Genomic DNA, 22,319 nt, shown 5'->3' on the forward strand with positions numbered 1-22,319 from the left:
GAAAGTAGCCTTTTAAGGTTACTTTTTTCCGAATTCGCCTATAGTGTCTTTACCTATCAGGTCAATCGGAACCCCCATGTCCCTCAACGCAGTCTTGACCGGCGATTTGATGCAGTCGCAGACCGTCGCCGATACGCAGGCCTATCTGGATGGTCTGAAACGTGTGCTGGCAGCACTTGAAGAGCACTATGGCCTGAGCATTGAAACCTATCGCGGTGATGGTTTTCAGGTGGTCACGAAGCGCGCCGAGCAGGCGTTCGAGTGCGCGCTGGCGATTCGTGCTGCACTGATTGCTGCGAGCCCTGAGGGTGAACGCTGGGATGCCCGCATCGCCATCGGCATCGGTCATGCCAGCGAAGGCCGTGGCTATGGCGAAGCCTACGTGCTGTCAGGTCAGGGGCTGGACGGCATGAAAAAACTCAGCCTGGGGTTGTTCAGTCATGACGCGTCGCTGTTGCGCAGTGCCGAGTTGCTGACCGAATTCGTCGCCGCCATTGTCGATAAATGGACCGTGGTCGAAGCGCAGACCTACGACGCGCACTTGCGCGGCATCGGCGACCAACAGCAGATCGCCGAGCACTTGGGCAAATCGCGAGTGTCAGTGAACCGGGCGTTGCAGCGGGGGCAGGCGCGGCTGCTGGACCGCTATCTGGCCCACACCCGCCAATGGTTGCAGGAGAACGGCGATGCATGATGTTTCGGTGCTGCTGTTGCTGTTGATCCTGCTCAACATGCTGCTGGATTACGCATTTTCATCCTGGCGCGCGCGGACCGTAGCGGATGCCGGGCAGACTTTGTTGATGGCGTTGCTGCAGGGCGTTGGCGTCGGGGCGCTGGTGTATGGTTTTGATCGCCACGTACTGGTGGCGCTGGCCGCCAGCGCTGGATTCGCCGTGGGCTGGGGACTGATCCGCTGGGTCATGGACAGCCTGACATCGGTCTATCGCTTCATCTGGCAGTTCGCCCTGCAAGTGGCGCTGCTGCTGGTGATCTGGCTGAGCGTCGAAGGCTACTGGGGCTGGCTGGCCGATGCCGGCAAGGACCAGTTCACCCCGCACAATCTGCTGGTCTTGCTCGCGTATCTGCTGGTGTGGCGCCCGGCCTCGGCACTGACCGGCGCCGTGCTCACACCTTTCATGCCGGGGGTCAAGGAAAGCAGCAAGGACTCGCTGAAAAAGGCCGGCAGCTGGATCGGCTACCTGGAACGCTCGCTGATCCTGACCTTCGTGCTGCTGGAACAATGGGAAGCCATCGGCTTTCTGCTCACCGCAAAAAGCATCCTGCGCTTCAACGACATCAAAGGGTCCGAGCAACGTTCGTTGAGCGAATACGTGCTGCTGGGCACGTTGGTCAGCTTCAGCGTAAGCATCGCGATAGGGCTGGCGGTGCTGAAACTGGGAGGAAAGTAGCCTTTTCAGGCTACTTTTCGATTTGTAGCCTTTACAGGCTTCTTCAGTGAATGATCAGGCAGGGCGCAGGCAGCCTGTCTCCTGCGCCGTACGGCTGAAGGCCTGGACCGTACGGGATAGCTCGGCATCGGTCAGCGCAGCGTGTACCGAAAGCCGGATCAGCGCGCGATTGCGGGCGGTGGCGGGGTAGCAGAAGACCGAGCCGAAGATGCCTTGCCGCAACAGGCTGTTCTGCATCAACTGCACGTCGCTTTCGCTACCGATCTCCACGGCGATGATCTGCTCGGTACCGCTGCCCACCCGGTAACCGAGGCGGGCCAGTTCATCGCGCAGACGATGGGCAATGTCGTGTAACCGCCGTCGTTTATCTTCTGCATGAGCAACGAATGGCAGCACCTGGGCGAACCACTGCAGATCGTGCTGCATCAGCGCCGTGCTGAATATGGTGGGGTGCGACTCCAGCGAAAAGTAGTCCTTGAAATCCGTAGAGCAGGTGATCAGTCCTGCTCTGCCGGCAAACGCCTTGGCGAGGCTCACTGTCAGAAAGTCCACTCGACCTTGCAAGTTCAAGGCATTTACCAATCCGCGCCCTTCAGCGCCATGGGTTCCCGCAGAGTGGGATTCGTCGACGACGAGAATACAGTCATGTTCTTCGGCCAGCAGGGCGAAGTCAGCCAATGGGCAGCGACTGCCGTTGGTGCTGTAGACGGCGTCGACCACAATGATTCCGGCACCGTGCAGATGGATTTGTTTACGAGCGTGAGCCGCGTCGTTATGGGCGAACAGGTGTACCTGAGCGTTAGCCAGGCGTGCGCCGTCATGAAAGGACATGTGTGCCAACATGTCGAGGTAGACCGGGACATTCTGATCGGCGATGGACTGAATCAAGCCCGCATTCGCCATCCATCCAGATGGGCAGAGAATACTGTTCTGTACGCGAAAGAATTCAGCAAAGGCGCGCTCTACGGCAGATTGAAGACTGTCGTCGTCCAGGAACACGGAAGACATCAAGATGTTAGTGGCAAAAAGTTTGTTGGCGTCGATACGCAGGCCCGGCTCCTGACACAAACTCAGGTAGTCATTGCTGCACAACGAAACATCTCCCGTGGAAGGTGCGCGTGACCGTAATAAATGAACACCTCGCCACTGTTGGCTCAACCGGTCCTGATAATGATCTTTCATTCTCTTTTGCAAAAAGAATGGCAGTGGCTTGCATGCCATGGGAGCGTCCGTCGCGATATCACTCTTCAAGCCTAGTAGGGCGGTTGCAGCGAGGAATAGATCAATTGTTCATCGAGTCCATTCCAAATTCCTATACGCGCAGAACGGCACGGACAAGAAAGGCCGACTCGATGGCAAGGATCCCCGGCCAGCAACGTGCATGACCGGGGAGCGTGAAGCGGATCAATCGATCACCAGAAGGTCGTCGGCTGCGCGTTCATCCGACCGGCAATCAACGCAATCGCTTTCTCGACATCGCTGGCCTCGGTGTAGCGACCCAGGCTCAGGCGCAGGCTGCTGCCGGCCTGTGCCTGCGTCAGACCCAGCGCCAGCAGCACATGGGAAACGCTGCTGCTAGCGGAGTTGCAAGCCGAGGTCGATGACACGGCCAGTTCGCTGGACAGGCTCATGGCGTCGAAGCCGGGGCTTTCGACGCAGATGTTCAGGGTGTGAGGAATGCGTTGATGGGCATCGCCATTGAGACGCACGCCCGGCAGTTGCAGCAGGCCCTCGCGCAGTTGCGCCGAGAGTGCGCCGATGCGTGCGACTTCTTCCTTGAGTTCCGCCGCCGCCAGTGCGTAGGCCGCGCCCATGCCGACGATCTGGTGAGTCGCCAGGGTGCCGGAGCGGAAACCCTGTTCGTGACCGCCACCGTGAATCTGTGCCTGCAGCAACGGTCGTGCGCGTTCGCCGACGTACAGCGCGCCGATGCCTTTCGGGCCGTAGATCTTGTGTGCCGAGAACGACATCAGGTCGACCGCCAGTTCGCTCAGGTCAATGGCGGTCTTGCCGGCGCCTTGTGCGGCATCGACATGGAACAGCGCGCCGTTGTCGCGGACCAGTTGGCCGATGCTGGCAATGTCGGTGAGGGTGCCGAGTTCGTTGTTGACCAGCATCAGCGACACCAGCAGGGTGTCGTCGCGCAGTGCCTGACGCACCGCTTCTGGCTGAATCAGGCCCTGGCTGTCCGGTGTCAGCCAGGTCACCGGGTAACCGGCGGCTTCCAGCTGCGAAACGGTGTCGACCACCGCCTTGTGTTCGATACGGCTGCTGATCAGGTGCCGGCGTGTGCCGTCGCTGCTGGCGGCGATGCCTTTGATGGCGAGGTTGTTGGATTCGGTGGCGCCGGAGGTCCAGATCACCGCATCAGCGCTGCAGCCGACCAGTTCACCCACCTGACGTCGGGCCAGTTCGACCGCCTGGCGGGCCTGGGTGCCGTAATCATGGGAGCTGGATGCCGGGTTGCCGAAAATGCCTTCGCGACCGAGGCAGGCGACCATGGCCTGAATGACGCGGTCGTCGACGGGCGTGGTGGCGGCGTAATCGAAGTAAAGGGGACGTGTGCTCATGATCAATCCGTGCGCTGAGTAATGGAGAAAATGGTACTAGCGACGAACTGAAAAAAAATTGATTACTGAACGCTGATTTACCTGCTGATTAGAATATTTTTCCGGGTTTTGTGTGTGTGCTGGAATATCGTTTCTGGAAAGCGCGAGATGGGCGCTATGCTTATCGCATTCCGGCATAACGCCTTCTTCTGGATTGACCTGTCCATGGACAAATTCGACCACGCCATCCTCGATATCCTGCAACACGACTGCACCCGCCCTATCGCCGAGATCGCCGACAGCGTCGGCCTGGGCAGCACGGCCTGCTGGCGGCGGGTACAGAAGCTGGAAGAGCAGGGCATGATCCGCGGGCGCGTGGCATTGCTTGACGCGTCGCAACTGAACGTCAAGGTGACGGTGTTCGCCGCGATCCGCACCAACCAGCACAACGCCCAGTGGCTGGGCCGCTTCCATGAGCTGATCGCGACCCTGCCGGAGGTGGTGGAGTGCTATCGCATGGCGGGTGACACCGACTACATGCTGCGCATGGTGGTGCCGGACATCGCCGGCTATGACGCGGTGTACAAGAAACTGATCCAACTGTCCGGGATCACCGACATCAGCTCCAGTTTTGCCATGGAGCAGATCAAGTCCACCACGCGCCTGCCGCTGGATTATGCGCGCTGACAGCGTGAGGTCCGGGATACCTCGACGCTGGCAAGCCAGGCTGCTACAGGTTCAGCGTCATGCCAATCATCACCTGACACCACAAGACCTGTGGGAGCGGGCTTGCCCGCGATAGCAGTGGGTCAGGCGCTACGGCATTGTCAGGACTGACGCCATCGCGAGCAGGGCTCCCTCCCACTTTTGGTCATTTGTCCGGCTTGTCCGTGTCGGTGTTTGTGAGATTGCCACCGCCGGCAAGCCGGACTGCTACAGGTTCAGCGTCATGCCAATCATCACCTGACACCACAAGACCTGTGGGAGGGAGCTCTGCTCGCGATAGCGGTGGGACAGGCGTTACAACATTGTCAGGACTGACGCCATCGCGAGCAGGGCTCCCTCCCACTTTTGGTCATTTGTCCGGCTTGTCCGTGTCGGTATTTGTGAGATTGCCACCGCCGGCAAGCCGGACTGCTACAGATTCAGCGTCGTGCCAATCATCACCTGACACCACAAGACTTGTGGGAGCGGGCTTGCCCGCGAATGCGTCCGGCCGGACACGTCGAGGTCGTCTGATACACCGTCTTCGCGGGCAAGCCCGCTCCCACAGAAGTTCTCGGGCCGTCGGCGTGCGCAAGCTCAGGTCATGGCTTGAGCCCGCGCAGTTGTTTCATCAACGCCGGGCTTTTCGCCGTGTCGGCATTTTCGAACAGGAACGAGAAGTCCGAGGCCAGGGTGTTGCTGCCGGCAATGCTCGCGTATTTGTGGCAGGCGTCGCAGGAGTCCTGCTGGATGTAGGTCTCCAGTGTGGTGTTGGCCGCCGGGACGCTGCCTTCGGTGTTGAATGTGCCGTACACCAGCGGCGTCACCGCACCAGGGCCCGGTTCGGGGATTGGCGGGTTGGGCGAACCGTCCCACAGCACGTTGATCAGTTTGTAGTACTGGAACACCGACTTGCCTGCAGTTTTCGCGGCAATGGCTTTCTGCACCGCCTGATTGAGGTCACTCATCGTGCTGTCCAGCGGGCTGGTACGGCTGACTTGCACCGGTTCGCTGCGTGGAAACAGGTCGGTGCAGGGGCCGTCGCCACTGGCCGGGCACTGGATGCGTGGCTGGTTCACCGCGCAGGTGGTGCAGGCCGGGTTGTTGAAGGTAAAACCGCCCGGCGGCGTCGGCTGGCCGTCCGGCACGTTGTCGACGTGTTCAAAGGTGCTCCAGACAAAGTCCGGAAAACTCTCGGTCTTGTGGATGATGTGCATGCCCACCAGCCCGACGACTTCCTGGCTGCATTGACCGGTGTCTGGCCGCTGCACCCAGGACACGGTGGTCAGGTAGCGGCTGTACAGGCTGGTCTTGCCGGTGAGGATGCGCCACGCCGCCTTGATTTCGAAGGCGCCCAGTTGCTCCTGCGCCACCGGCTGGGTCGGCACCGTGCGGAAATGCGCACCCGCCGGCAGCGACAGCCCCTTGGGATGCTGGCCGTCGGTGTTGTTGGCCACGCGCAGTTGATCGGCTGCGTCGTACAGCTGGTTATCGACGATGTAGTCGAATTCCGCCTTGCCAACCTTGCGCTCGAAATACACCAGATTGCCGGACTGGTCGGTGAGCCAGCCGCCGGAGGCTTCCATGGTCGGGTCCGGGGTGTCTTCGACAGCCAGCGTGCTGCTCGACAGGTTGAAGCGGTGGATGGCGTTGACCGAGCGTTCCGAGGTGGCGGTCATGAACTTGCGTGCATCGACCCGCACCGCCCTCAGCGCATTGGCGCTCTGGCAGCCGGCCGGCGACGGCGATTGCACGCCCCAGGCGGTCGGGGTGGCCGCGCCCGGCAGAAAGATATCGTTGGCGTCCTTGTAGCTGGCCCACACTGGCGTGGTGCCCAGCGGCTGGGTCGGCGAGGCCGGCACACCCCATTGCGCCAGCGCGGTGCCGGTGTCCGGCTCTCCGGCCAGCGACGCCGTGGCCGGCCAGCCCGGATTCACTGGCCAGTTCATGGCGATGAACATTTGCCACGCGTAGCAGTTGATCGGTGATTGCGAGGCAATGAATGGGTTGTCGCTGGTCAGGAAGCCGCCGCTGGCCGGATTGAACACCAGTTGCGCCACGCATTCGGCTGGGGTGACCGGGTTGGCGGCGGCCCGGGCCGGTTGCGCCGTGACACCGCAAAACAGACAGACAGTCAGCAGCCACACGACGCCCGCGAGGCCGCCGCGTACAGCAGGGTTGAGTCTGAACATGGTCTTACTCCTGTATGACCAAACGGACGGATACGCCTTGCCGGCGGCATCGATCCGAAGATCCTGCCGCCGACAAGCCGCACGACTACAGACCGGTCATGCCGGGGTCACGATGGCCAGACCCGCTTCCCATGGATGCTCGCTGGCACTCGGATTGGCCGATTCCGACGGGTTGAGCGCGCGCACCTGGACCAGCCCGGGCGCCGCATTGGCTGCAACGTTGATGGTCAGGATGTAGCCCTGAGTGCCGCCGCTGTTGGTCTGGCCGGGAATGGCCGAGGCGTTGGGCAGGAATTGCGTCACTTGCGCGGTGACACCGGGATTGTCGAACTGCACCCGCGCGGTGGCGGTCGTGGTGCTCGGGTCGGCGCCCTGAACCACCAGCACGAACTGATGGCTGCTGCCCGGTGCCAGCCAGGCCGGCAGATCGGTGGGCGACTCGCCGTAGAACAGGTCGATCGGCAACAACTGCACCGGCCAGGGTTGCAGGGCACTGCCGGTCTGGTCACCGACACAAGGGTGCTGAGCAGCAGGTGGTGCGTCCATCGCCGTAGCGGCCAGGGCGACTTTCATCTGGTTGGCGATCACCCCGGCATAGGTGATCGGCGTGCCGTTGATGGTGATGTCGTTGATGGAGAATCCGGCACTGGCCGGCACTTCGAACACCGCATGCAGGATCTGGTCGGACTTGTTCGGCCCGGTACCGGCCGTGCCGCGGGTCACGCTCCAGTACTGGCTGACATCCTGGCCTTGCGGGCCTTTCCAGCTGGAGAAGTTGGTGGGCTGTTGCAGGTACAGGCCGACCGGGTCGGTCAGCGAGATATTGGCGCTGGCCGACAGCTCGTTGGCGTTGAAGCCGATGTTGGGGTCGGAGTTGCGGAAGTTCTGCCCGTATTTCGAGCAGCAGATCAGCGTCTGCGAGTTGCGGCTGCTGGCGTCCGGGCGCTGAATGGTCGCAGCTGCAGCCAGATACACCTCGGCGCTGAGGGTGTTGGGGCCGGAGGTCAGGTGCAGGGCGCCGCCGTACTGGCCGGGCACGCGCACGGTGCCGGAGTTCCACTTGTTGGTGACGTCATAGGCAGGGCGGCCGGTGGTGGGGTCGATCACCGGATCGCCTTTCTTGCCGGTGGGCTGGTCGACGCTGTAACGCAGGTACAGGTCTTCCAGTTGCACGGCCGGGTCGATGTACTTCTGATACAGGCCCAGCACCGCCTTCGGATCGATTTGCCACATGGTCAGGTAGTACGCCGGGTTCTCGCAGGTGAACATGATGCTGCGCATGTTGCCGTTGCTGTCGCGGGTGATGGACCACTCGCAATACTCGTCCAGCCAGCCACGCGGCCCCGAGGGCGAGAAGGCCACGTATTTGCTGTCCCAGTCGATCTGCGGGCAGCGGACCGACGGCAGGGTCAGCAGGGTGCCGGTATTGTCCGGGTCGTAGAGTTTGACCTGGGTGCCATCGATGGTGATTTCACCGCTGTCGGCCAGCGCCAGCACCTGAGTGTTGGTCAGCGCCTTGCCGCCCAGTTGCGGGTTTTTTGCCGAACCCGGCTGGGTCAGAAAGGCGATCAGACGGTTGGGGAAGGGCGTCCAGGTGATCACCGCGGTCTGGTTGCCGAAGCCGGTTTGCAGCGGGTTGTAATAGCCCGAGCGAGGCGCATCGTTCAGACCCGACCACGGGTTGCCGATGATGGAGGAGAGCGTCCAGCCGGTCAGATTGTTGTTCCAGTCTGTCTCGAACTGCGCCAGCTCCTGCTCGAGTCCCAATGCGTTGTAGTCCTTTGGGGCCTGTTCAGCGGGAGAAGTGAACTGGGTAAACTTCGTGTTCATTACAAATCTCCTGGGCGTACTGCTGAGTGAGTTGAACAGCAACCGGCCCCTGGGGCAGGGCCGGTAATGGGTTGGCGTGGATCCCTCCACACCAGTTGCGCGACAAAGCCGGGCAGCGCCGCATACTCCTGCGGCGGCAAGACCCGGCCACTGTCGACGTGGGTCACGACCAGCGACACCTGCGGCCGGTCGTCTTCATTCAGGTTCAGTGCCCGTACCGTGCGCGCGGCGTTGAGCATTCGCGACACGCCATGGGTGATGCAGCGGCCCTTATCGTCCACCAGGCCCATGCCGATGCGGCTGAAGCGGCCGACGTAATGGGGGTTGTCGGCATCGATCTGCGGCTGGCCGGCGTCGGCCTGGTCGAGAAACACATCGATCAGAAAACTGTCATGGGTGCAGCGCACATGGTCGAACACCACCCACGGGCCGGTGCTGGTGGCCTGAGTCGGGGTTTCGCTGGCGGCCGCATGGCAGCAACTGGCCTGACCCTCACCGGCTTTCTCCAGACCGCCGAACTGCCGCGCCACCGGGGTGCCGTAGTCGTAACCCAGGCGACGGCTGTCCTGCGCCATGTTGCCGATGGTGGTGTAGCGCCACTGATCGGCGCTGGTGAAGCTGATCTCCTTGCCCAATGGCCCGAGAAACGGCTGCAGCACGGTCTGCGTGGTGTACTGCGCCGCCGGATGGGCGCGAATCCAGCGCTCCAGCATGCGGTCGATGTTGGCGTGATAGGAGCAGAACACCGGGTCAAAGGCGGTGTAGGCGTTGTCGGCCATGTCCGCGCCGATCCAGCCGTGGTAGTTGTCGTGGGGCTGTTCGAACAGGCCGTCGAAGTTGACGTCGCGGTAGGGGTAGAGATCGTCTGGCTGCGGTGGGTCGAAGGTCGGGATATTGGCCCACGGATAACCGGGGACGCCTTGTGGCGTGCTGAAGGTTTCGAACTTCAGCGCATCGACCACCTGCTGCTGAAAGATGCGACTCATGGCGTACAGCTGCGTGCGCGCCTGACGCTGGTCGTCGCCGTGGGTGTAGAACAGCGGATTGCGCTGCACGTAGCGGCATTGCGGCCCGCTCATCTGACCTGTGCTGCACAGCTTGGACTGACCGTCCTTGGCTGCGGCATAGCGTAACGGGTTGGGGCAGGTCAGGCCGGTGTCCGGGCGCACGTAGGTTTCGTCGAGAAACGCCTGGGGCAGTCCGGCCTCGGGGCTGCCATCGATGCTGGCGTCCGCCGCCATCCAGTCCCAATAGGGAATGGCGTGGTCGATCAGCTCTTCCAGATACATCAGATACACTCGGTGCCAGAGCGCGAACGCCTCCTGATAGTGCAGGCACCAGTTGGTATGGATATAGGCGTAGCGCTGCCACGGTGAACCCGGATCGGGATTGCCGATCTGCATGACATCGTCCAGCCGTGCGCGGTAGATGTTCAGCTCTTCCAGGCTCAGTGAGCGGATGTCCCGGCGCACCCGACGTGAACGCTGCGGCAGATCGGGCGGCGGGATGCGTTCGGCCGGATCGAACGGCGAGTGCTGATCGATGCGCCAGCCCTGATTGACCCACAGGCGGAAAGTTTCCAGCGCATCGATGGGCCAGAACTGCCGGTGATCGGTGGTCAGCGGCATGTTTTGCGAGGCCAGGTGCTGGTAGATGGTCACCGACCATTCCTTGACCGACTCGACCTGGTCCAGATAGATGAAATAGCCGTTCATGCAGCCGACCCAGCTTGCGGCGACCGCTTCCCGACGTTCCGGGGCGATCCAGTAGGGGGCCGTGAAAAGTCCGCGGACGTCCGCCGTCCATGTCGGTTTTGCGACGATCATAGATCCCTCTCTTGCAGCCTGCACAAGACGAATTGGCTGCTAGGCTGATGCTGAAGATGGTATCCAGCCGTCGGGAATCAGGTGTGCAAAGTACTGGTGGTTCGCGCCGCCTTTATTGCAACTTTTCCAGGGAAGATGCACGAATCATGGCAGATGCGATTGATCTGAAGATTCTTGGCAGATTGCAGAAGGACTGTACCGAAAGCCTGGAGCTGCTCAGCGACAGCGTCGGCCTGTCATCCACCAGTTGTTACCGGCGAATCCGGCGCATGGAGGACGCCGGCCTGATCCGCGCCAAAGTGGCGGTACTGGATGAAAAGAAGCTGGGCATTCAGGTCACGGCGTTGTTTCTGGTCAAACTCGACCGCGACACCCCGGACATCGACCGACGCATGCAGCACATCCTGTGCAGCCGCCCGGAAATCCAGGATTGCTACCTGATGACCGGCGAATACGACTTCGTGATGGTCGCCAAACTGCGCGACGCCACCGAATACACCGATTACATCTACAACTTTCTCGACACCTACCGCGAGATACCCATCCGCACCTACTCCTCGACGCTGGTCATCCGCACCATCAAGAAGTCGTTCGAGTTACCGTTGCAGGGTGGTTTGGGGCGGTAAGGTGAATGCTTGCGCCGGGTTACAACAGTCTGTGGGAGGGAGCCCTGCTCGCGAATGCGTCGTGTCAGTCAATGATGCGACGGCTGACTTGACGCGTTCGCGAGCAGGGCTCCCTCCCACGGCCTTCGGCCAGAAACAGAAGCTGCACCGCGCAGTCTTCCGAAAGAGTCAGATCCGCGACTTGTCGATCCACTCCAGCGACGTGCGCCAGATGCAGATGCCCAGGAAATAGGCCGACATCGCCAGCCACACCACCAGCACCACAGAGCTGATGTACGGATGGTTGAGCACCAGCAGGAAACTGCAGAGGAACCAGACGCTGGTCACGGCGATGTTGATCGGCATGAAGCGGCGCACGCGGAACGGGTGGAGGAATTTCATCCGGGTCACAGTCAGCAGTGCCAGACAGATGACGGTGACGAAAGTCAGCCACGGCGCGGGCGAGAGAATGTACACGCACAGCGCGACGACGTTCCAGGCGGCGGGGAAGCCCTGGAAATAGTTGTCCTTGCTTTTCATTTCGACGTTGCAGAAGCAGAACAGCGACGACACCAGCATGATCGAAATGGTCAGCAGCAGGGTGTAGTCGGGCAGCGGAATGTAGCGGTAGATGAACAGGGCAGGGATGAATACGTAGGTGAGGTAATCGATGACCAGGTCCAGCACCGAACCATCGAAGTTGGGCAGCACCGACTGCACATTGACCTTGCGCGCCAGTGAGCCGTCAACGCCGTCCACGATCAGGGCAATGCCCAGCCACAACAGGCAGGCTTTGGGTTGATTATCGAGCAGGGCGATGGTCGCCAAAAAGGCCAGCACTACACCGGTGGCCGTAAAACCATGGGCGCCCCATGCTTTGAGCCAGGCAACACGTTGAATTGGAATCATGGACGGTCCTTCTGGAGATGAAGCCAGTCAGATCGTCGCATCGAAAACCGCGAACGACAGACCTGACCAGAGGTGCAACTATCGACCGGGAATCGGCGGATAAGGTTCACCATCGACCTTTACAAGGTAGCAGGCGGAGCAGGCTTTCGTTACTCAATTGTGAAGTGCCGGGGCGGTGTGGGTGTCATTGGTCGGTTGTCGGCGAAAGAAGGCATTATGCTGGCCCACAGGTTTTGAAACACTCGGCAGAATCGCAACACTTTCAGCCATTTACGCAAGGAACTGCATGCGAATTATCAAGGTTGTGCTGACGTTATGCGTCCTCGCAGGTGCTTCTTCCACCGCACTGGCGCGGGAGCCCAACAAGAACGAACGGGATATTTGCAGCTGGGGTGCCGGGATTGCCGGCACCGCGCAACAGTACAAGCTTTCCGGGCTGACCCTTTACGGGGCGCGGAAAAAGATCCAGTCCAGGCACTTTCCCCAGCAGTGGATGCGCATGAGCGCGCTGGGGATTACCGAACAGACCTACGACAGCCCGTCGCGGCTTGGACCTGCCAGTGTCAAGCAGGTGTATTACGAGGGCTGTATCAAGCATGAACTGGCGCGGCGCTGAAGCCGGACTGCTACGGATCGATGCGTGCCGTCCGCCGTCGATTGTGGCCTAAGGCCGTGGGAGGGAGCTCTGCTCGCGAAGGCGTTGGGTCAGTCAACACGGTTGTGACTGAGTTGACGCGATCGCGGGCAAGCGCGCTCCTACGGGATGGTGTCGGGCCGAGATGTACCTCACACCACGAAACCGTGGGAGGGAGCTCTGCTCGCGAAGGCGTTGGGTCAGTCAACATGGCAGTGTCAGGTCTGATGTATTCGCGGGCAGGGCTCCCTCCCACAGGATGGTGTGGCCGCTTCAGGAGGGGCGATGCATCAGATACGCCTCGCCGGTCACCCGAATCATCGGGTGCGGGACGATCTGGCAGGTCTTGACGATGCTGAAGCCGTGGCGCTCATAGAACCGCCGGGCGCCGGTGTTGGCGGCGTAGTCGATCAGGCTCAACCCTTGCAGCCCCATGGCATTGGCCCGCTCCTGCGCGTGTTGCAGAAAACTCAGGCCCAGGCCCTTGTTGCGCCAGCCTTCGTGCAACGCCAGGCTGGAGATGTACAGGGTGTCGGCGATTTCCATGTCGGCGTAGGGCGCCAGCACCGGATCGGTGGCGGGCGACGGATCGGGATCTTCGCGCATCGCATAGCTGTGCATCATGCCGATGACTTCGCCGTGGGCTTCGGCGATCAGGCAGTTCTGGTAAGAAAAATCCACCTCGTCACGGGCATAACGGCGGGTACCAACAGCCAGCAATTCCTCACCGGGCTCGGCCAGCTGGCTCCAGATGTAGTCCGAAGCACCTTCCGAGGTGATCTGGAACAGGCGGGCGATTTCACGTGCGTCGGCGCGCGTGGCCGGACGAAACTCGACACTCATTGGCAAGGCTCCATGAACAACGGGCGCCTGTTATAGCGTGGAAAAAAGCCCCGTGGCAGCGCGCCAAAGCGCCGCGTCGCAATCGGGCCGGTGGCCGTCGTTATGGGGCCGGGACTGCACTGCGGGCGGTACGGACGGACAATCGCAGGTCGACTTCAGACACGTCCCGTGCGGGCATTGCACCGACAATCAGCCTTCATCCGACGGTGCACCAGGAGAGCGCGCATGTTGCAACGGACTGACGTTCGGCCCACACCGGTCAAGGTGCTGCGCATCGGCTTCTGGCTGAGCGACGCCTTCGACTTCTATGCACTGGCCAGCGCCCTGGAACCGTTGCGTCTGGCCAACGAGCGTGCCGGTCAGACCGTGTGCGAATGGCAGATGCTGAGCCAGCGCGGCCATCCGCTGAAGGCCAGCAACGGCATCACCATGGCGACTCAGCCGCTGGACCCGGCGCAGCCGTTCGACGTGATGATGCACCTGGCCAGTGTTCGCCCGCAGACCGTGCGCCGGTTGATGCTCGAATTGCTCGCCGAAGAAACCCACGCCTCCTCTCAGCATCTGCACTGACTCCCCGCGATTCTCTCACCCCGTTTCTCAATGCCCCCGCCAAGCGGCTTGCACAGCGTTTGCCGGGGGCATTCTGTTTTTTGTGCTGAGACGATTTAGCCAGCAGCGGATCCAGTCAATTACAGGTCGGATTCACGCAAAAAAGCACCGCGTCCTTCTGTTCGAATGATCTCCAGCGGGCCAGTCAAACGGCGCCCCCTGTTGCTCAATCACTGAAGGAATGAAGACATGCAAATGCCGAAAACCATCCAGATCAAGAACGGCGAAAAGGTCAAACCGACGTTCTCCGCCCAGGAATATGCCAATCGTCAGGCGAAACTGCGCGCACACCTGGCACAGAACAACATCGACGCCGCAGTCTTCACCTCGTACCACAACATCAATTACTACAGCGATTTCCTCTACTGCTCGTTCGGCCGCCCTTATGCGCTGGTGGTGACCCAGGACAACGTGGTGTCGATCAGCGCCAACATCGATGGCGGCCAGCCATGGCGCCGCACCGTGAGCGGCGACAACATCGTCTACACCGACTGGCAGCGCGACAACTACTTCGCTGCTATCCAGCAGGCACTGCCGAAAGCCGGGCGCATCGGCATCGAGTTCGACCACTTGAACCTGCTCAACCGCGACAAGCTGGCCAGCCGCTACCCACAGGCCGAGTTGGTGGACATCGCTGCGCCGTGCATGCGCATGCGCATGATCAAATCCGCCGAAGAACACGCGATCATCCGTCAGGGCGCACGCATTGCCGATGTCGGCGGCGCGGCCATCGTCGAGGCGCTGCGTGATCAGGTGCCGGAATACGAAGTGGCGCTGCACGCCACTCAGGCGATGGTTCGAGAAATCGCCAAGACCTTCCCCGACTCGGAGCTGATGGACACTTGGACCTGGTTCCAGTCCGGCATCAACACCGACGGCGCGCACAACCCGGTGACCTCGCGCAAGGTCAGCAAGGGTGACATCCTCAGCCTCAACTGCTTCCCGATGATCGCCGGTTACTACACGGCGCTGGAGCGCACGCTGTTCCTCGATCACTGTTCCGACGAGCATTTGCGTCTGTGGGAGGTCAACGTCAAGGTGCATGAGGCCGGCCTGAAACTGATCAAACCGGGCATGCGTTGCTGCGACATCGCCGAGCAATTGAACGAGATTTTCCTGGAGCACGACCTGCTGCAATACCGCACCTTCGGCTACGGCCACTCGTTCGGTACCTTGAGCCACTACTATGGTCGCGAGGCCGGGCTGGAGCTGCGCGAAGACATCGACACGGTGCTGGAGCCGGGCATGGTGGTCTCCATCGAACCGATGATCATGCTGCCGGAAGGCCTGCCGGGTGCCGGCGGCTACCGTGAGCACGACATCCTCATCGTCAACGAGCACGGCGGCGAGAACATCACCAAGTTCCCGTACGGCCCGGAACACAACATCATCAAGAAATAAGCCAGACGCCGCACGGGCCGACCGTGCGGCGTTTTCGCTTCACGCCTTCGGCATGCGCGCTCAGACACGCAGCCATTTCTGACTTTTCACCCTGCCAAGTACAACAATAGAGGGTATCCGTCATGACGATTCCAGGCACCACCGTGCACCACGCATACGAACAAGGCGCCGAACGCAACGCCCTGCGTCGCGCCGCCAGCGCCAGTTTCATGGGCAATTTCGTCGAATGGTTCGATTACGCCGCCTATGGCTACCTGGCGACGGTCATCGCGCTGATCTTCTTTCCGCAGACTGACAAGACCAGCGGACTTCTGGCCACCTTTGCGGTATTCGCCATTTCCTTCATCGTCCGGCCGCTGGGCGGGCTGGTGTGGGGGCATTTCGGTGACCGTTACGGCCGGCGCAGCGCCTTGTCCTGGTCGATTCTGATCATGTCGGTGTCGACGTTCTGCATCGGCCTGTTGCCGGGTTATCAGCAGATCGGGTTGTGGGCGCCGGCGCTGCTGTTGCTGATTCGCCTGTTCCAGGGTTTTTCCGCCTCGGGCGAGTACGCAGGCGCTGCAGCGTTTCTGGCCGAATACGCGCCGAAAGGCAAACGCGGCCTGTACACCAGCATCGTGCCGGCAAGCACGGCGGCGGGCCTGCTGTTCGGTGCGTTGTTCGTTGCCGGCCTGCACGCCTGGCTGAGTGTCGAAGACCTCAGCAGCTGGGGCTGGCGCCTGCCGTTTCTGCTGGCAGCGCCATTTGGACTGGTCGGTCGTTATATCCGCATGAGCCTGCAGGACACGCCCAAGTTTCTGGAAATGGAAAAGCGTCTCGAAGAGAAGGAGGGCGGCCAGCAAGCGCCGGTGCGTGAGCTGCTCACCCAGCATCGGCGCAGCTTGCTGATCGGCATCGGCGTGACCTGCCTCAACGCAGTGGCGTTTTACCTGCTGCTCAGCTACATGCCGACTTATCTCTCCACTGAAATGGGCATGAGTGAAGGGGATTCGTTCCTCGCCTCGACGGTGTCGCTGGCGACCTACATCGGCCTGATCTTTCTGATGGGCGCGCTGTCGGACCGTCTTGGACGCAAGACCATGCTGCTGATCGCCTCGGTGCTATTTCTCGGCTTGACGCTGCCGCTGTTCGGTCTGCTCGATCAACAGCCGTTGCTGATGATTCTGGCGATCCAGATCCTGTTCGGCGCGATGCTGGCAATGAACGACGGCACGCTGCCGTGCTTCCTTGCCGAGATCTTTCCGACCCGGGTGCGTTTCAGCGGATTTGCCTTCAGCTTCAACCTGGCCAATGCGCTGTTTGGCGGTACGGCACCGTTTATTGCGACCTGGCTGATACACCTGACCGGCAACAAGCTGGCCCCGGCCTGGTATCTGCTGGCTGCAGCGGTGGTGGCGTTGATCGCCATGCTCGCCAGCCGCGAGACGGCGCACAAGGCGTTGCAGGATTAAACACGGATACGCATCGCATCACGCGAATCCCTGTAGGAGCCGGCTTGCTGGCGAACGCATGGTTTCAGCCGACATCAGGGTGGCTGACACAACGCTTTCGCCAGCAAGCCGGCTCCTACAGGATTCGCACATCGCCGCTTAATGCACCGACGCCACCTGCTTGCGTTCACCCATCGGCGAAACCCCGAAGAACCGGCTGTAGCACTTGGAAAAATGCGCTGGCGAAACAAAGCCGCAGGCCAGGGCGATGTCACGCACCTGGGACTCGCTGCGCAGCAACAACTGTCGCGCCCGTGACAGGCGCAGTTCCAGGTAGTACTGACTCGGCGTGCGCTGCAGGTGCTTGTGAAACAGCCGCTCCAGTTGCCGCACCGACACTTCATTCAGGCTCGCCAGCTCTTCCAGGCTCATCGGCTCTTCCAGATTGGCTTCCATGATCGCGACGATCTGGCTGAGTTTGGGCTGCGAGGTGCCCAGCTTCTGCCGCAACGGCACGCGCTGACGCTCCTGGGCACCCCGGACCCGGTCACACAGCAGCAATTCGGCGGCATGGGCGGCAATGTCGCGGCCGCCGGGTTCGCGGGCGATCAGCTGCAGGGTCATGTCCATCGACGCCACGCCGCCGGAGCAGGTGTAGCGATCTCGGTCGAGCTCGAACAACTGGTTGGAAATGATGATGCCGGGGAAGCGCTCTTTCAGCGCTTCGATGTCTTCCCAGTGAATCGTGCAGCGATAGCCCTTGAGCAGTTCGGCGCGGGCCAGCAGGTGGCTGCCGGTGCAGATCCCGCCCAGCGGCACCTGATCGTGGGCCAGTTTGCGCAGCCAGTTGAGCAGGGGGCGGGTGCTGTGGTCGGACACGATCGGGTTGGAGCCGACCACGAACAGCATGTCCAGCTTCGGTGCGTCGGCAATCGAATGGTCCGGCAACACGCGCATGCCATTGCTGGCAGGGACCGGGTCCATGGTCGCGGCGATGATCAGGGTCTGGAACATCGTCCTGCGCGCCGCCAGGTTAGCCATGCGCAGGGTTTCCACCGCAGAGGCAAAGCCGATGGTGGTGAAATTGGGGATGATCAGAAAACCGATGGTCTTCACAGGTGGGTGTTCCTTGGCCGAAGTGCCCGCAGTGGGGATCGGCGCCTTCAATTCCGCCATCGATACCGCTCCTCATCTGCACGAAAAAAGACGCAAGAGTGCGCCATTGGGTTTCGGGGTGTTGCAGGAGAGCTTACACCCCGGATGTATGACGCTGCCGCTTTGTTGGCGTATACCGCGCTCGTTGTAGGAGCTGGCTTGTCCTGCGAGCGGCGACGAAGTCGTCGTAGAACCGGAGAACGCGGATTATCAGGAATACCGCGTTCTCCGGTTTTACTGCCGCTTCGCGCCAGCTCGCAGGACAAGCCAGCTCCTACAGAGAGGTTTGTGAACTGCTCCATAAAAAAACCGGCCAGCTCCGTGGTGAGAAGCGGCCGGAAAGAGGTGAAACCTTGTGCCACTCAGGCCGTTTCGGTGCGCTGCACGGCTTGCCGGCGACCGGAGAAGATCGCGCTCATGCACACGACCGACAGGGCCAGGGCGCCGGTGGCAATCACTTCCATGCGGTGCTCGGGCAGGATCAGCATCACCGCCAGAATCCCGGTGATGGAGGCGATCACCAGATAGCTGAGCCCCGGAAACAGCCACATCCTGAAGGCAATCGGCGTGCCGTCGGCTTCCATCCGTTTGCGCAGCAGCAATTGCGACAGCGCAATCACCAGGTACACCAAGAGGGCCACGGCGCCGGAGCTGGCCAGCAGGAAGGAAAACACCTGTTCCGGAGCGAAGTAGTTCAGCGCCGTGGTCAGAAAGCCCACCGCCGTACTGGCGATTACCGCCACGACAGGCACACCGTTGGCCGAGGTGCGTTGCAGCATGCGTGGTCCGTCGCCGCGTTTGCCCAGCGAGTAGACCATCCGTGAGGCGGTATAAATGGCCGAGTTCAGGCAGCTGGCAACGGCGATCAGCACCACGATATCGACGATCAGTTTGGCGTGGGGCACGTTCATCAGCTCCAGCGCCCGTTGGTAGGAACCGACCTGCACCAGCATCGGGTCATTCCACGGCACGATGGAGATGATCAGAAACACCGAGACGATGTAGAAAATGCCCATGCGCCAGACCACCGAATTAGTGGCGCGGGTGATCTGCCTCGACGGGTTCTTCGATTCGGCGGCGGCAATGGTGACGATCTCGGTGCCCATGAAGCTGAACACCGTGGTCAGCATGGCACCGACCACCGCGCTCATGCCATTGGGCATGAAACCGCCGAAATCGCGGCTGAGGCTCAGCACGCCGCTGACGCTGGTTTGCGGCAGGCCGCCGGCCAGGGCGATGGCACCGAGGGCAATGAAGCCCAGCACGGCAATGACCTTGAGCATGGCGAACCAGAATTCGAACTCGCCATAACGGGCCACGCTGAACAGGTTGGTCAGGGTCAGCAGACCGGTCACCGCCAGGGCGAACTGCCAGGTTTCAACGGCCGGAAACCACGCATGCAGAATCGCCGCCGCGGCAATCGCTTCGATGGGGATCACCAACACCCAGAACCACCAGTACAGCCAGCCGATGGTGAACCCGGCGGTACGGCCCAATGCCCGCTCGGCATACGTTGAAAAGGAACCTGTGTCCGGTGAGGCAACGGCCATCTCGCCAAGCATGCGCATCACCAGCACCACCAGGGTGCCGGACAGGATGTAGGCGAGAATCGCTGCCGGGCCTGCCGCCGCAATGGCGTGCCCGGAACCGATGAACAGACCGGCGCCGATCGCGCCGGCAATCGACAGCATGGTGACATGACGCTGTTTGAGACCTGGGGAAAGACTGGAACTGCTGGACATGGAGTGATCCTTTTTATTGTTGTAAGCAAGCATCCGCAGTGACGCATGCCCTCTGTGGGAGCGAATTCATTCGCGAGAGGCCGGTTTGGCCGCAACCCAAGCCAAGCCCCTGTGGGAGCGGGCTTGCCCGCGAATGCGTCCGACCAGACGCTGCGATGCTGTCTGACACACAGCTATCGCGGGCAAGCGCGCTCCTACAGATTCGGCACCGATTCGCTGTAGCCATCCGCGAGGTTGAACGCCTCGCGCACCGCGGCGCTGATCCCGCTGACACAGACCTGCAAAATCAGTTCGCCTTTTTCCCGGCTGGCGCCCTTGGGCGAGGACAGCGTGCCGCAGGCCGGGGTGCGTTCGGGGATGATCGGGAACACGTCGTAAGGCGGGAATTTCGCCGGCGGATGGTCGACGGCGCGGCTCAGGTCGACCTTTTCCGGGTGCAGGGCCAGCATCAGCGACGTCTCGAAGACGCCGCCGTGTTCGATGTCCCAGCCGAGAAAACCTTCCGGGTAGAGTTTGTCGATCACCGCCGGGTCGTTGACGAAGTCCCAGTAGGACAGGACCACCACCCGGAAATCTTCGATACCGGCATAGCGCAACTCACGCAGGGCCAGGTCGATGCCTTCGACGACGAACATCGAGTTCTCGTAGTGGCCGTTCATCAACACCAGTCGGCGGGCACCGTGACGGGCCAGTTCGCGGATGATGTCCTGCACGGTGCGGGTCAGGGTGGCGCCATCCAGGCTGGTGGTGCCGGGAAAGTGGTTACCGCCGCCGGACTTCTGCTGTGACTTGTAGCCATAGGCCAGCGCCGGCAGGACCAGCCCGTCGACGTTCTGCGCCACCGCCTTGCACAGGGCGGTGGGCAACAGCACATCGACCTCCATGCACATGTGGTGGCCGTGCTGTTCCAGCGCACCCACCGGCAGGAACACCGGGCCGCCGCTCTTGACCCGCCGCGCATAGTCCGGCCAGGTCAGTTCACCAATCATCACGCTGTGGTTCACAGGGTGTTTCCCCCCTTTGTTCTGCTGTCTGTCATGGCGCGGCTCCGTTTGCCGGTGCCGTACCCCATGCAGCGATTCGATCAGATCGAAACGACCTTGAGTTGTCTATTTCCGACCTCCAGTTGGCAATACCGCTGTTTGCCATGGGGCGCTCTATCGCGCTGCTGTCGGCGCGGATGAACGGGGCGGATGGGGAAAACTGCAGGTCGGATTTACACAAAAAAACCGGATGGCGATCTGCTGCAATCGCCTCGACAGGGACGCATGGCCATGAGGCCGCAAACGCGGGTCAGGGAAACGACGCAGCGGGACACCTTTCGATCAGTCGGGGAGACACCCATGAGCAAGCGCTTCGAGCTTTCACGTCGTACCTTTCTAAAAGGCAGCAGCGTACTGGCGGGCACGGCGGCGCTGTCCGGCCTGCTGCCGCTGCGCAGCATGGCCGCCGCTGAAAAGGAGCTGGTGATTCTGGCCTGGGCCGGCCACGCCGAGCCGGACATCGTCGCCGACTTCGAGCGTCAGCACGGGGTCAAGGTCCGCGCCAAGTACTACACCGGCGGCGACAACATGCTCGGCCTGATCGCCCAGTCGCCGCCCGGCACCTTCGACCTGATCCTGTCCGACGCCGAATACGTGCAGCAGCTCAACGCCGCTGAATACATCGAACAGCTGGACCCGGCGGATTACCCGTTCGACGACTTCTACCCCGAATTCCAGCATTTCCCCGGCCACTGGCAGGGCGACAAGCTGTATTCGGTGCTGATCCGCTTCGGTTTTCTGGGCATTGCCTTCAATACCCAGCTGATCCCGGAAAGCCGCGTGCGCAGTTACAACCTGTTCTGGGAAGACAGTCTCAAGGGCAAGGTCGGCCATTTCGACTGGCACTTGCCGAACCTCGGCCAGATCAGCCTGCTCAGCGGCAACAAAAAGCCCTACGACATCGACGCCGCCCCCTGGCAACAGGTCCGCGACAAGACCCTGAGCCTGCGCGGGCAGGTCGGCGGATTCTTCGACTACGGCGGCACGTTCTCTTCGCTGAAAAACGGCCAGATCCACGCCATGTGCGGCATCGGTGACTGGATCACCGGCGTATTGCAGCGTGCCGGGGCCCCGGTCAAGACGGTGATTCCGGAGGAAGGCGGCCTGCAATGGACCGAGTCGTATTGCATCGCGCGCAAGGCCCGCAGCCCGGAACTGGCGAAGAAGTTCATCCAGTACATCACCTCGCCGGAAGGCCAGGTGAAGTCGGCGAAGATGGCGGCCTATCCGGCGCTGATCCCCAACAAGCGCGGCTGGGAGCTGCTGAACCGCACCGATCTGGCCGAAGCGCAGCGTCAGGGCATGGTGATCGGCCAGCGCAATGTCATGGATGACATCCGCGACGGCCGCATCCAGTACCGCGCACTGCCGGTACAGCAGGGCCTGGAAGAGTGGAACGACTTCTGGTCGCAGTACAAGGGCGCATGAACCGGCGCG

Annotated in this window: 19 protein-coding genes; 9 read left to right on the plus strand and 10 right to left on the minus strand. The window is 61.6% G+C overall.

What is annotated here, in order from left to right; translation table 11 throughout:
* The first annotated feature begins 76 nt into the window (after positions 1-76).
* On the plus strand, positions 77-694 hold the full coding sequence (locus tag ACIPL0_RS06220; RefSeq protein WP_400595871.1) for a hypothetical protein: 618 nt from the start codon (positions 77-79) through the stop codon (positions 692-694).
* Positions 687-1,409, plus strand: a complete 723-nt coding sequence (locus ACIPL0_RS06225) for a hypothetical protein (protein WP_400595869.1) — start codon at positions 687-689, stop codon at positions 1,407-1,409. The genes ACIPL0_RS06220 and ACIPL0_RS06225 overlap by 8 nt, the downstream gene beginning before the upstream one ends.
* A 54-nt stretch (positions 1,410-1,463) precedes the next feature.
* On the opposite strand, the gene cqsA is transcribed toward ACIPL0_RS06225, so the two are convergent.
* Both cqsA and ACIPL0_RS06235 read right to left on the minus strand, forming a co-directional pair.
* Positions 1,464-2,630 carry an alpha-hydroxyketone-type quorum-sensing autoinducer synthase gene (gene cqsA, locus ACIPL0_RS06230; RefSeq protein ID WP_400595867.1) on the minus strand — a complete coding sequence of 389 codons (1,167 nt, stop codon included), beginning with the start codon at positions 2,628-2,630 and terminating at the stop codon, positions 1,464-1,466.
* A 191-nt stretch (positions 2,631-2,821) separates the two neighbouring features.
* The gene (locus tag ACIPL0_RS06235) at positions 2,822-3,979 is read right to left on the minus strand and encodes a cysteine desulfurase family protein (RefSeq protein WP_400595865.1); all 1,158 of its coding nucleotides are present in this window, start codon (positions 3,977-3,979) and stop codon (positions 2,822-2,824) included.
* Positions 3,980-4,183: 204 nt separating this feature from the next.
* Between ACIPL0_RS06235 and ACIPL0_RS06240 the strand changes: the two genes are divergently transcribed.
* Positions 4,184-4,645 carry an Lrp/AsnC family transcriptional regulator gene (locus tag ACIPL0_RS06240; RefSeq protein WP_400596043.1) on the plus strand — a complete coding sequence of 154 codons (462 nt, stop codon included), beginning with the start codon at positions 4,184-4,186 and terminating at the stop codon, positions 4,643-4,645.
* Positions 4,646-5,265: 620 nt separating this feature from the next.
* On the opposite strand, the gene ACIPL0_RS06245 is transcribed toward ACIPL0_RS06240, so the two are convergent.
* From ACIPL0_RS06245 to ACIPL0_RS06255, 3 genes are all read right to left on the minus strand, one after another.
* On the minus strand, positions 5,266-6,855 hold the full coding sequence (locus ACIPL0_RS06245; protein WP_400595863.1) for a hypothetical protein: 1,590 nt from the start codon (positions 6,853-6,855) through the stop codon (positions 5,266-5,268).
* Between the two features lie 96 nt (positions 6,856-6,951).
* Entirely contained in the window at positions 6,952-8,685 is a 1,734-nt protein-coding gene (locus ACIPL0_RS06250; RefSeq protein WP_400595861.1) for a hypothetical protein, read from the minus strand.
* Positions 8,685-10,511 carry a tyrosinase family protein gene (locus ACIPL0_RS06255; RefSeq protein ID WP_400595859.1) on the minus strand — a complete coding sequence of 609 codons (1,827 nt, stop codon included), beginning with the start codon at positions 10,509-10,511 and terminating at the stop codon, positions 8,685-8,687. The genes ACIPL0_RS06250 and ACIPL0_RS06255 overlap by 1 nt, the downstream gene beginning before the upstream one ends.
* A gap of 146 nt (positions 10,512-10,657) precedes the next feature.
* Between ACIPL0_RS06255 and ACIPL0_RS06260 the strand changes: the two genes are divergently transcribed.
* Positions 10,658-11,137 carry an Lrp/AsnC family transcriptional regulator gene (locus tag ACIPL0_RS06260; protein WP_400595857.1) on the plus strand — a complete coding sequence of 160 codons (480 nt, stop codon included), beginning with the start codon at positions 10,658-10,660 and terminating at the stop codon, positions 11,135-11,137.
* Between the two features lie 168 nt (positions 11,138-11,305).
* On the opposite strand, the gene pcsA is transcribed toward ACIPL0_RS06260, so the two are convergent.
* Positions 11,306-12,025 carry a phosphatidylcholine synthase gene (pcsA, locus tag ACIPL0_RS06265; protein WP_400595855.1) on the minus strand — a complete coding sequence of 240 codons (720 nt, stop codon included), beginning with the start codon at positions 12,023-12,025 and terminating at the stop codon, positions 11,306-11,308.
* A gap of 286 nt (positions 12,026-12,311) precedes the next feature.
* On the opposite strand from pcsA, the gene ACIPL0_RS06270 reads away from it, so the two are divergent.
* The gene (locus ACIPL0_RS06270) at positions 12,312-12,641 is read left to right on the plus strand and encodes a hypothetical protein (protein ID WP_400595853.1); all 330 of its coding nucleotides are present in this window, start codon (positions 12,312-12,314) and stop codon (positions 12,639-12,641) included.
* Between the two features lie 291 nt (positions 12,642-12,932).
* Here the strand turns inward: ACIPL0_RS06270 and ACIPL0_RS06275 are convergent, their stop codons facing one another.
* Positions 12,933-13,502: a GNAT family N-acetyltransferase gene (locus ACIPL0_RS06275; protein WP_400595851.1), complete on the minus strand. Its 570-nt coding sequence runs from the start codon at positions 13,500-13,502 to the stop codon at positions 12,933-12,935.
* A 225-nt stretch (positions 13,503-13,727) separates the two neighbouring features.
* On the opposite strand from ACIPL0_RS06275, the gene ACIPL0_RS06280 reads away from it, so the two are divergent.
* The 3 genes from ACIPL0_RS06280 to ACIPL0_RS06290 all read left to right on the plus strand — a co-directional run bounded on the left by ACIPL0_RS06280 (position 13,728) and on the right by ACIPL0_RS06290 (position 16,963).
* Complete coding sequence (locus tag ACIPL0_RS06280; protein ID WP_400595849.1) at positions 13,728-14,072, plus strand: hypothetical protein; 345 nt, start codon at positions 13,728-13,730, stop codon at positions 14,070-14,072.
* A 228-nt stretch (positions 14,073-14,300) separates the two neighbouring features.
* Entirely contained in the window at positions 14,301-15,512 is a 1,212-nt protein-coding gene (locus ACIPL0_RS06285; protein ID WP_400731337.1) for a M24 family metallopeptidase, read from the plus strand.
* A 122-nt stretch (positions 15,513-15,634) separates the two neighbouring features.
* On the plus strand, positions 15,635-16,963 hold the full coding sequence (locus ACIPL0_RS06290; protein WP_400595845.1) for an MFS transporter: 1,329 nt from the start codon (positions 15,635-15,637) through the stop codon (positions 16,961-16,963).
* Positions 16,964-17,101: 138 nt separating this feature from the next.
* On the opposite strand, the gene ACIPL0_RS06295 is transcribed toward ACIPL0_RS06290, so the two are convergent.
* The 3 genes from ACIPL0_RS06295 to ACIPL0_RS06305 form a co-directional block, all read right to left on the minus strand.
* A complete protein-coding gene (locus ACIPL0_RS06295) occupies positions 17,102-18,118 on the minus strand; it encodes a GlxA family transcriptional regulator (RefSeq protein ID WP_400595843.1) in 1,017 nt (338 codons plus the stop codon).
* Positions 18,119-18,459: 341 nt separating this feature from the next.
* On the minus strand, positions 18,460-19,839 hold the full coding sequence (gene gabP, locus ACIPL0_RS06300) for a GABA permease (protein WP_400595841.1): 1,380 nt from the start codon (positions 19,837-19,839) through the stop codon (positions 18,460-18,462).
* 194 nt (positions 19,840-20,033) lie between these two features.
* Positions 20,034-20,843 (minus strand): creatininase, encoded by an 810-nt coding sequence (locus ACIPL0_RS06305; protein ID WP_400595839.1) that lies wholly within the window; start codon positions 20,841-20,843, stop codon positions 20,034-20,036.
* Positions 20,844-21,182: 339 nt separating this feature from the next.
* On the opposite strand from ACIPL0_RS06305, the gene ACIPL0_RS06310 reads away from it, so the two are divergent.
* Positions 21,183-22,310 (plus strand): extracellular solute-binding protein, encoded by a 1,128-nt coding sequence (locus ACIPL0_RS06310; RefSeq protein WP_400595837.1) that lies wholly within the window; start codon positions 21,183-21,185, stop codon positions 22,308-22,310.
* Positions 22,311-22,319: the final 9 nt, after the last annotated feature.

The sequence above is a fragment of the Pseudomonas sp. NPDC090208 genome (assembly GCF_044746785.1).
Classification (GTDB): Bacteria; Pseudomonadota; Gammaproteobacteria; order Pseudomonadales; family Pseudomonadaceae; genus Aquipseudomonas.

What these genes read in the sequence shown, in the direction of transcription:
- ACIPL0_RS06220 (WP_400595871.1), top strand. Translation starts at nt 77, where the DNA reads ATGTCCCTCAACGCAGTCTTGACCGGCGATTTGATGCAGTCGCAGACC.
- ACIPL0_RS06225 (WP_400595869.1), top strand. Translation starts at nt 687, where the DNA reads ATGCATGATGTTTCGGTGCTGCTGTTGCTGTTGATCCTGCTCAACATG.
- cqsA (WP_400595867.1), bottom strand. Translation starts at nt 2,630, where the DNA reads ATGGCATGCAAGCCACTGCCATTCTTTTTGCAAAAGAGAATGAAAGAT.
- ACIPL0_RS06235 (WP_400595865.1), bottom strand. Translation starts at nt 3,979, where the DNA reads ATGAGCACACGTCCCCTTTACTTCGATTACGCCGCCACCACGCCCGTC.
- ACIPL0_RS06240 (WP_400596043.1), top strand. Translation starts at nt 4,184, where the DNA reads ATGGACAAATTCGACCACGCCATCCTCGATATCCTGCAACACGACTGC.
- ACIPL0_RS06245 (WP_400595863.1), bottom strand. Translation starts at nt 6,855, where the DNA reads ATGTTCAGACTCAACCCTGCTGTACGCGGCGGCCTCGCGGGCGTCGTG.
- ACIPL0_RS06250 (WP_400595861.1), bottom strand. Translation starts at nt 8,685, where the DNA reads ATGAACACGAAGTTTACCCAGTTCACTTCTCCCGCTGAACAGGCCCCA.
- ACIPL0_RS06255 (WP_400595859.1), bottom strand. Translation starts at nt 10,511, where the DNA reads ATGATCGTCGCAAAACCGACATGGACGGCGGACGTCCGCGGACTTTTC.
- ACIPL0_RS06260 (WP_400595857.1), top strand. Translation starts at nt 10,658, where the DNA reads ATGGCAGATGCGATTGATCTGAAGATTCTTGGCAGATTGCAGAAGGAC.
- pcsA (WP_400595855.1), bottom strand. Translation starts at nt 12,025, where the DNA reads ATGATTCCAATTCAACGTGTTGCCTGGCTCAAAGCATGGGGCGCCCAT.
- ACIPL0_RS06270 (WP_400595853.1), top strand. Translation starts at nt 12,312, where the DNA reads ATGCGAATTATCAAGGTTGTGCTGACGTTATGCGTCCTCGCAGGTGCT.
- ACIPL0_RS06275 (WP_400595851.1), bottom strand. Translation starts at nt 13,502, where the DNA reads ATGAGTGTCGAGTTTCGTCCGGCCACGCGCGCCGACGCACGTGAAATC.
- ACIPL0_RS06280 (WP_400595849.1), top strand. Translation starts at nt 13,728, where the DNA reads ATGTTGCAACGGACTGACGTTCGGCCCACACCGGTCAAGGTGCTGCGC.
- ACIPL0_RS06285 (WP_400731337.1), top strand. Translation starts at nt 14,301, where the DNA reads ATGCAAATGCCGAAAACCATCCAGATCAAGAACGGCGAAAAGGTCAAA.
- ACIPL0_RS06290 (WP_400595845.1), top strand. Translation starts at nt 15,635, where the DNA reads ATGACGATTCCAGGCACCACCGTGCACCACGCATACGAACAAGGCGCC.
- ACIPL0_RS06295 (WP_400595843.1), bottom strand. Translation starts at nt 18,118, where the DNA reads ATGGCGGAATTGAAGGCGCCGATCCCCACTGCGGGCACTTCGGCCAAG.
- gabP (WP_400595841.1), bottom strand. Translation starts at nt 19,839, where the DNA reads ATGTCCAGCAGTTCCAGTCTTTCCCCAGGTCTCAAACAGCGTCATGTC.
- ACIPL0_RS06310 (WP_400595837.1), top strand. Translation starts at nt 21,183, where the DNA reads ATGAGCAAGCGCTTCGAGCTTTCACGTCGTACCTTTCTAAAAGGCAGC.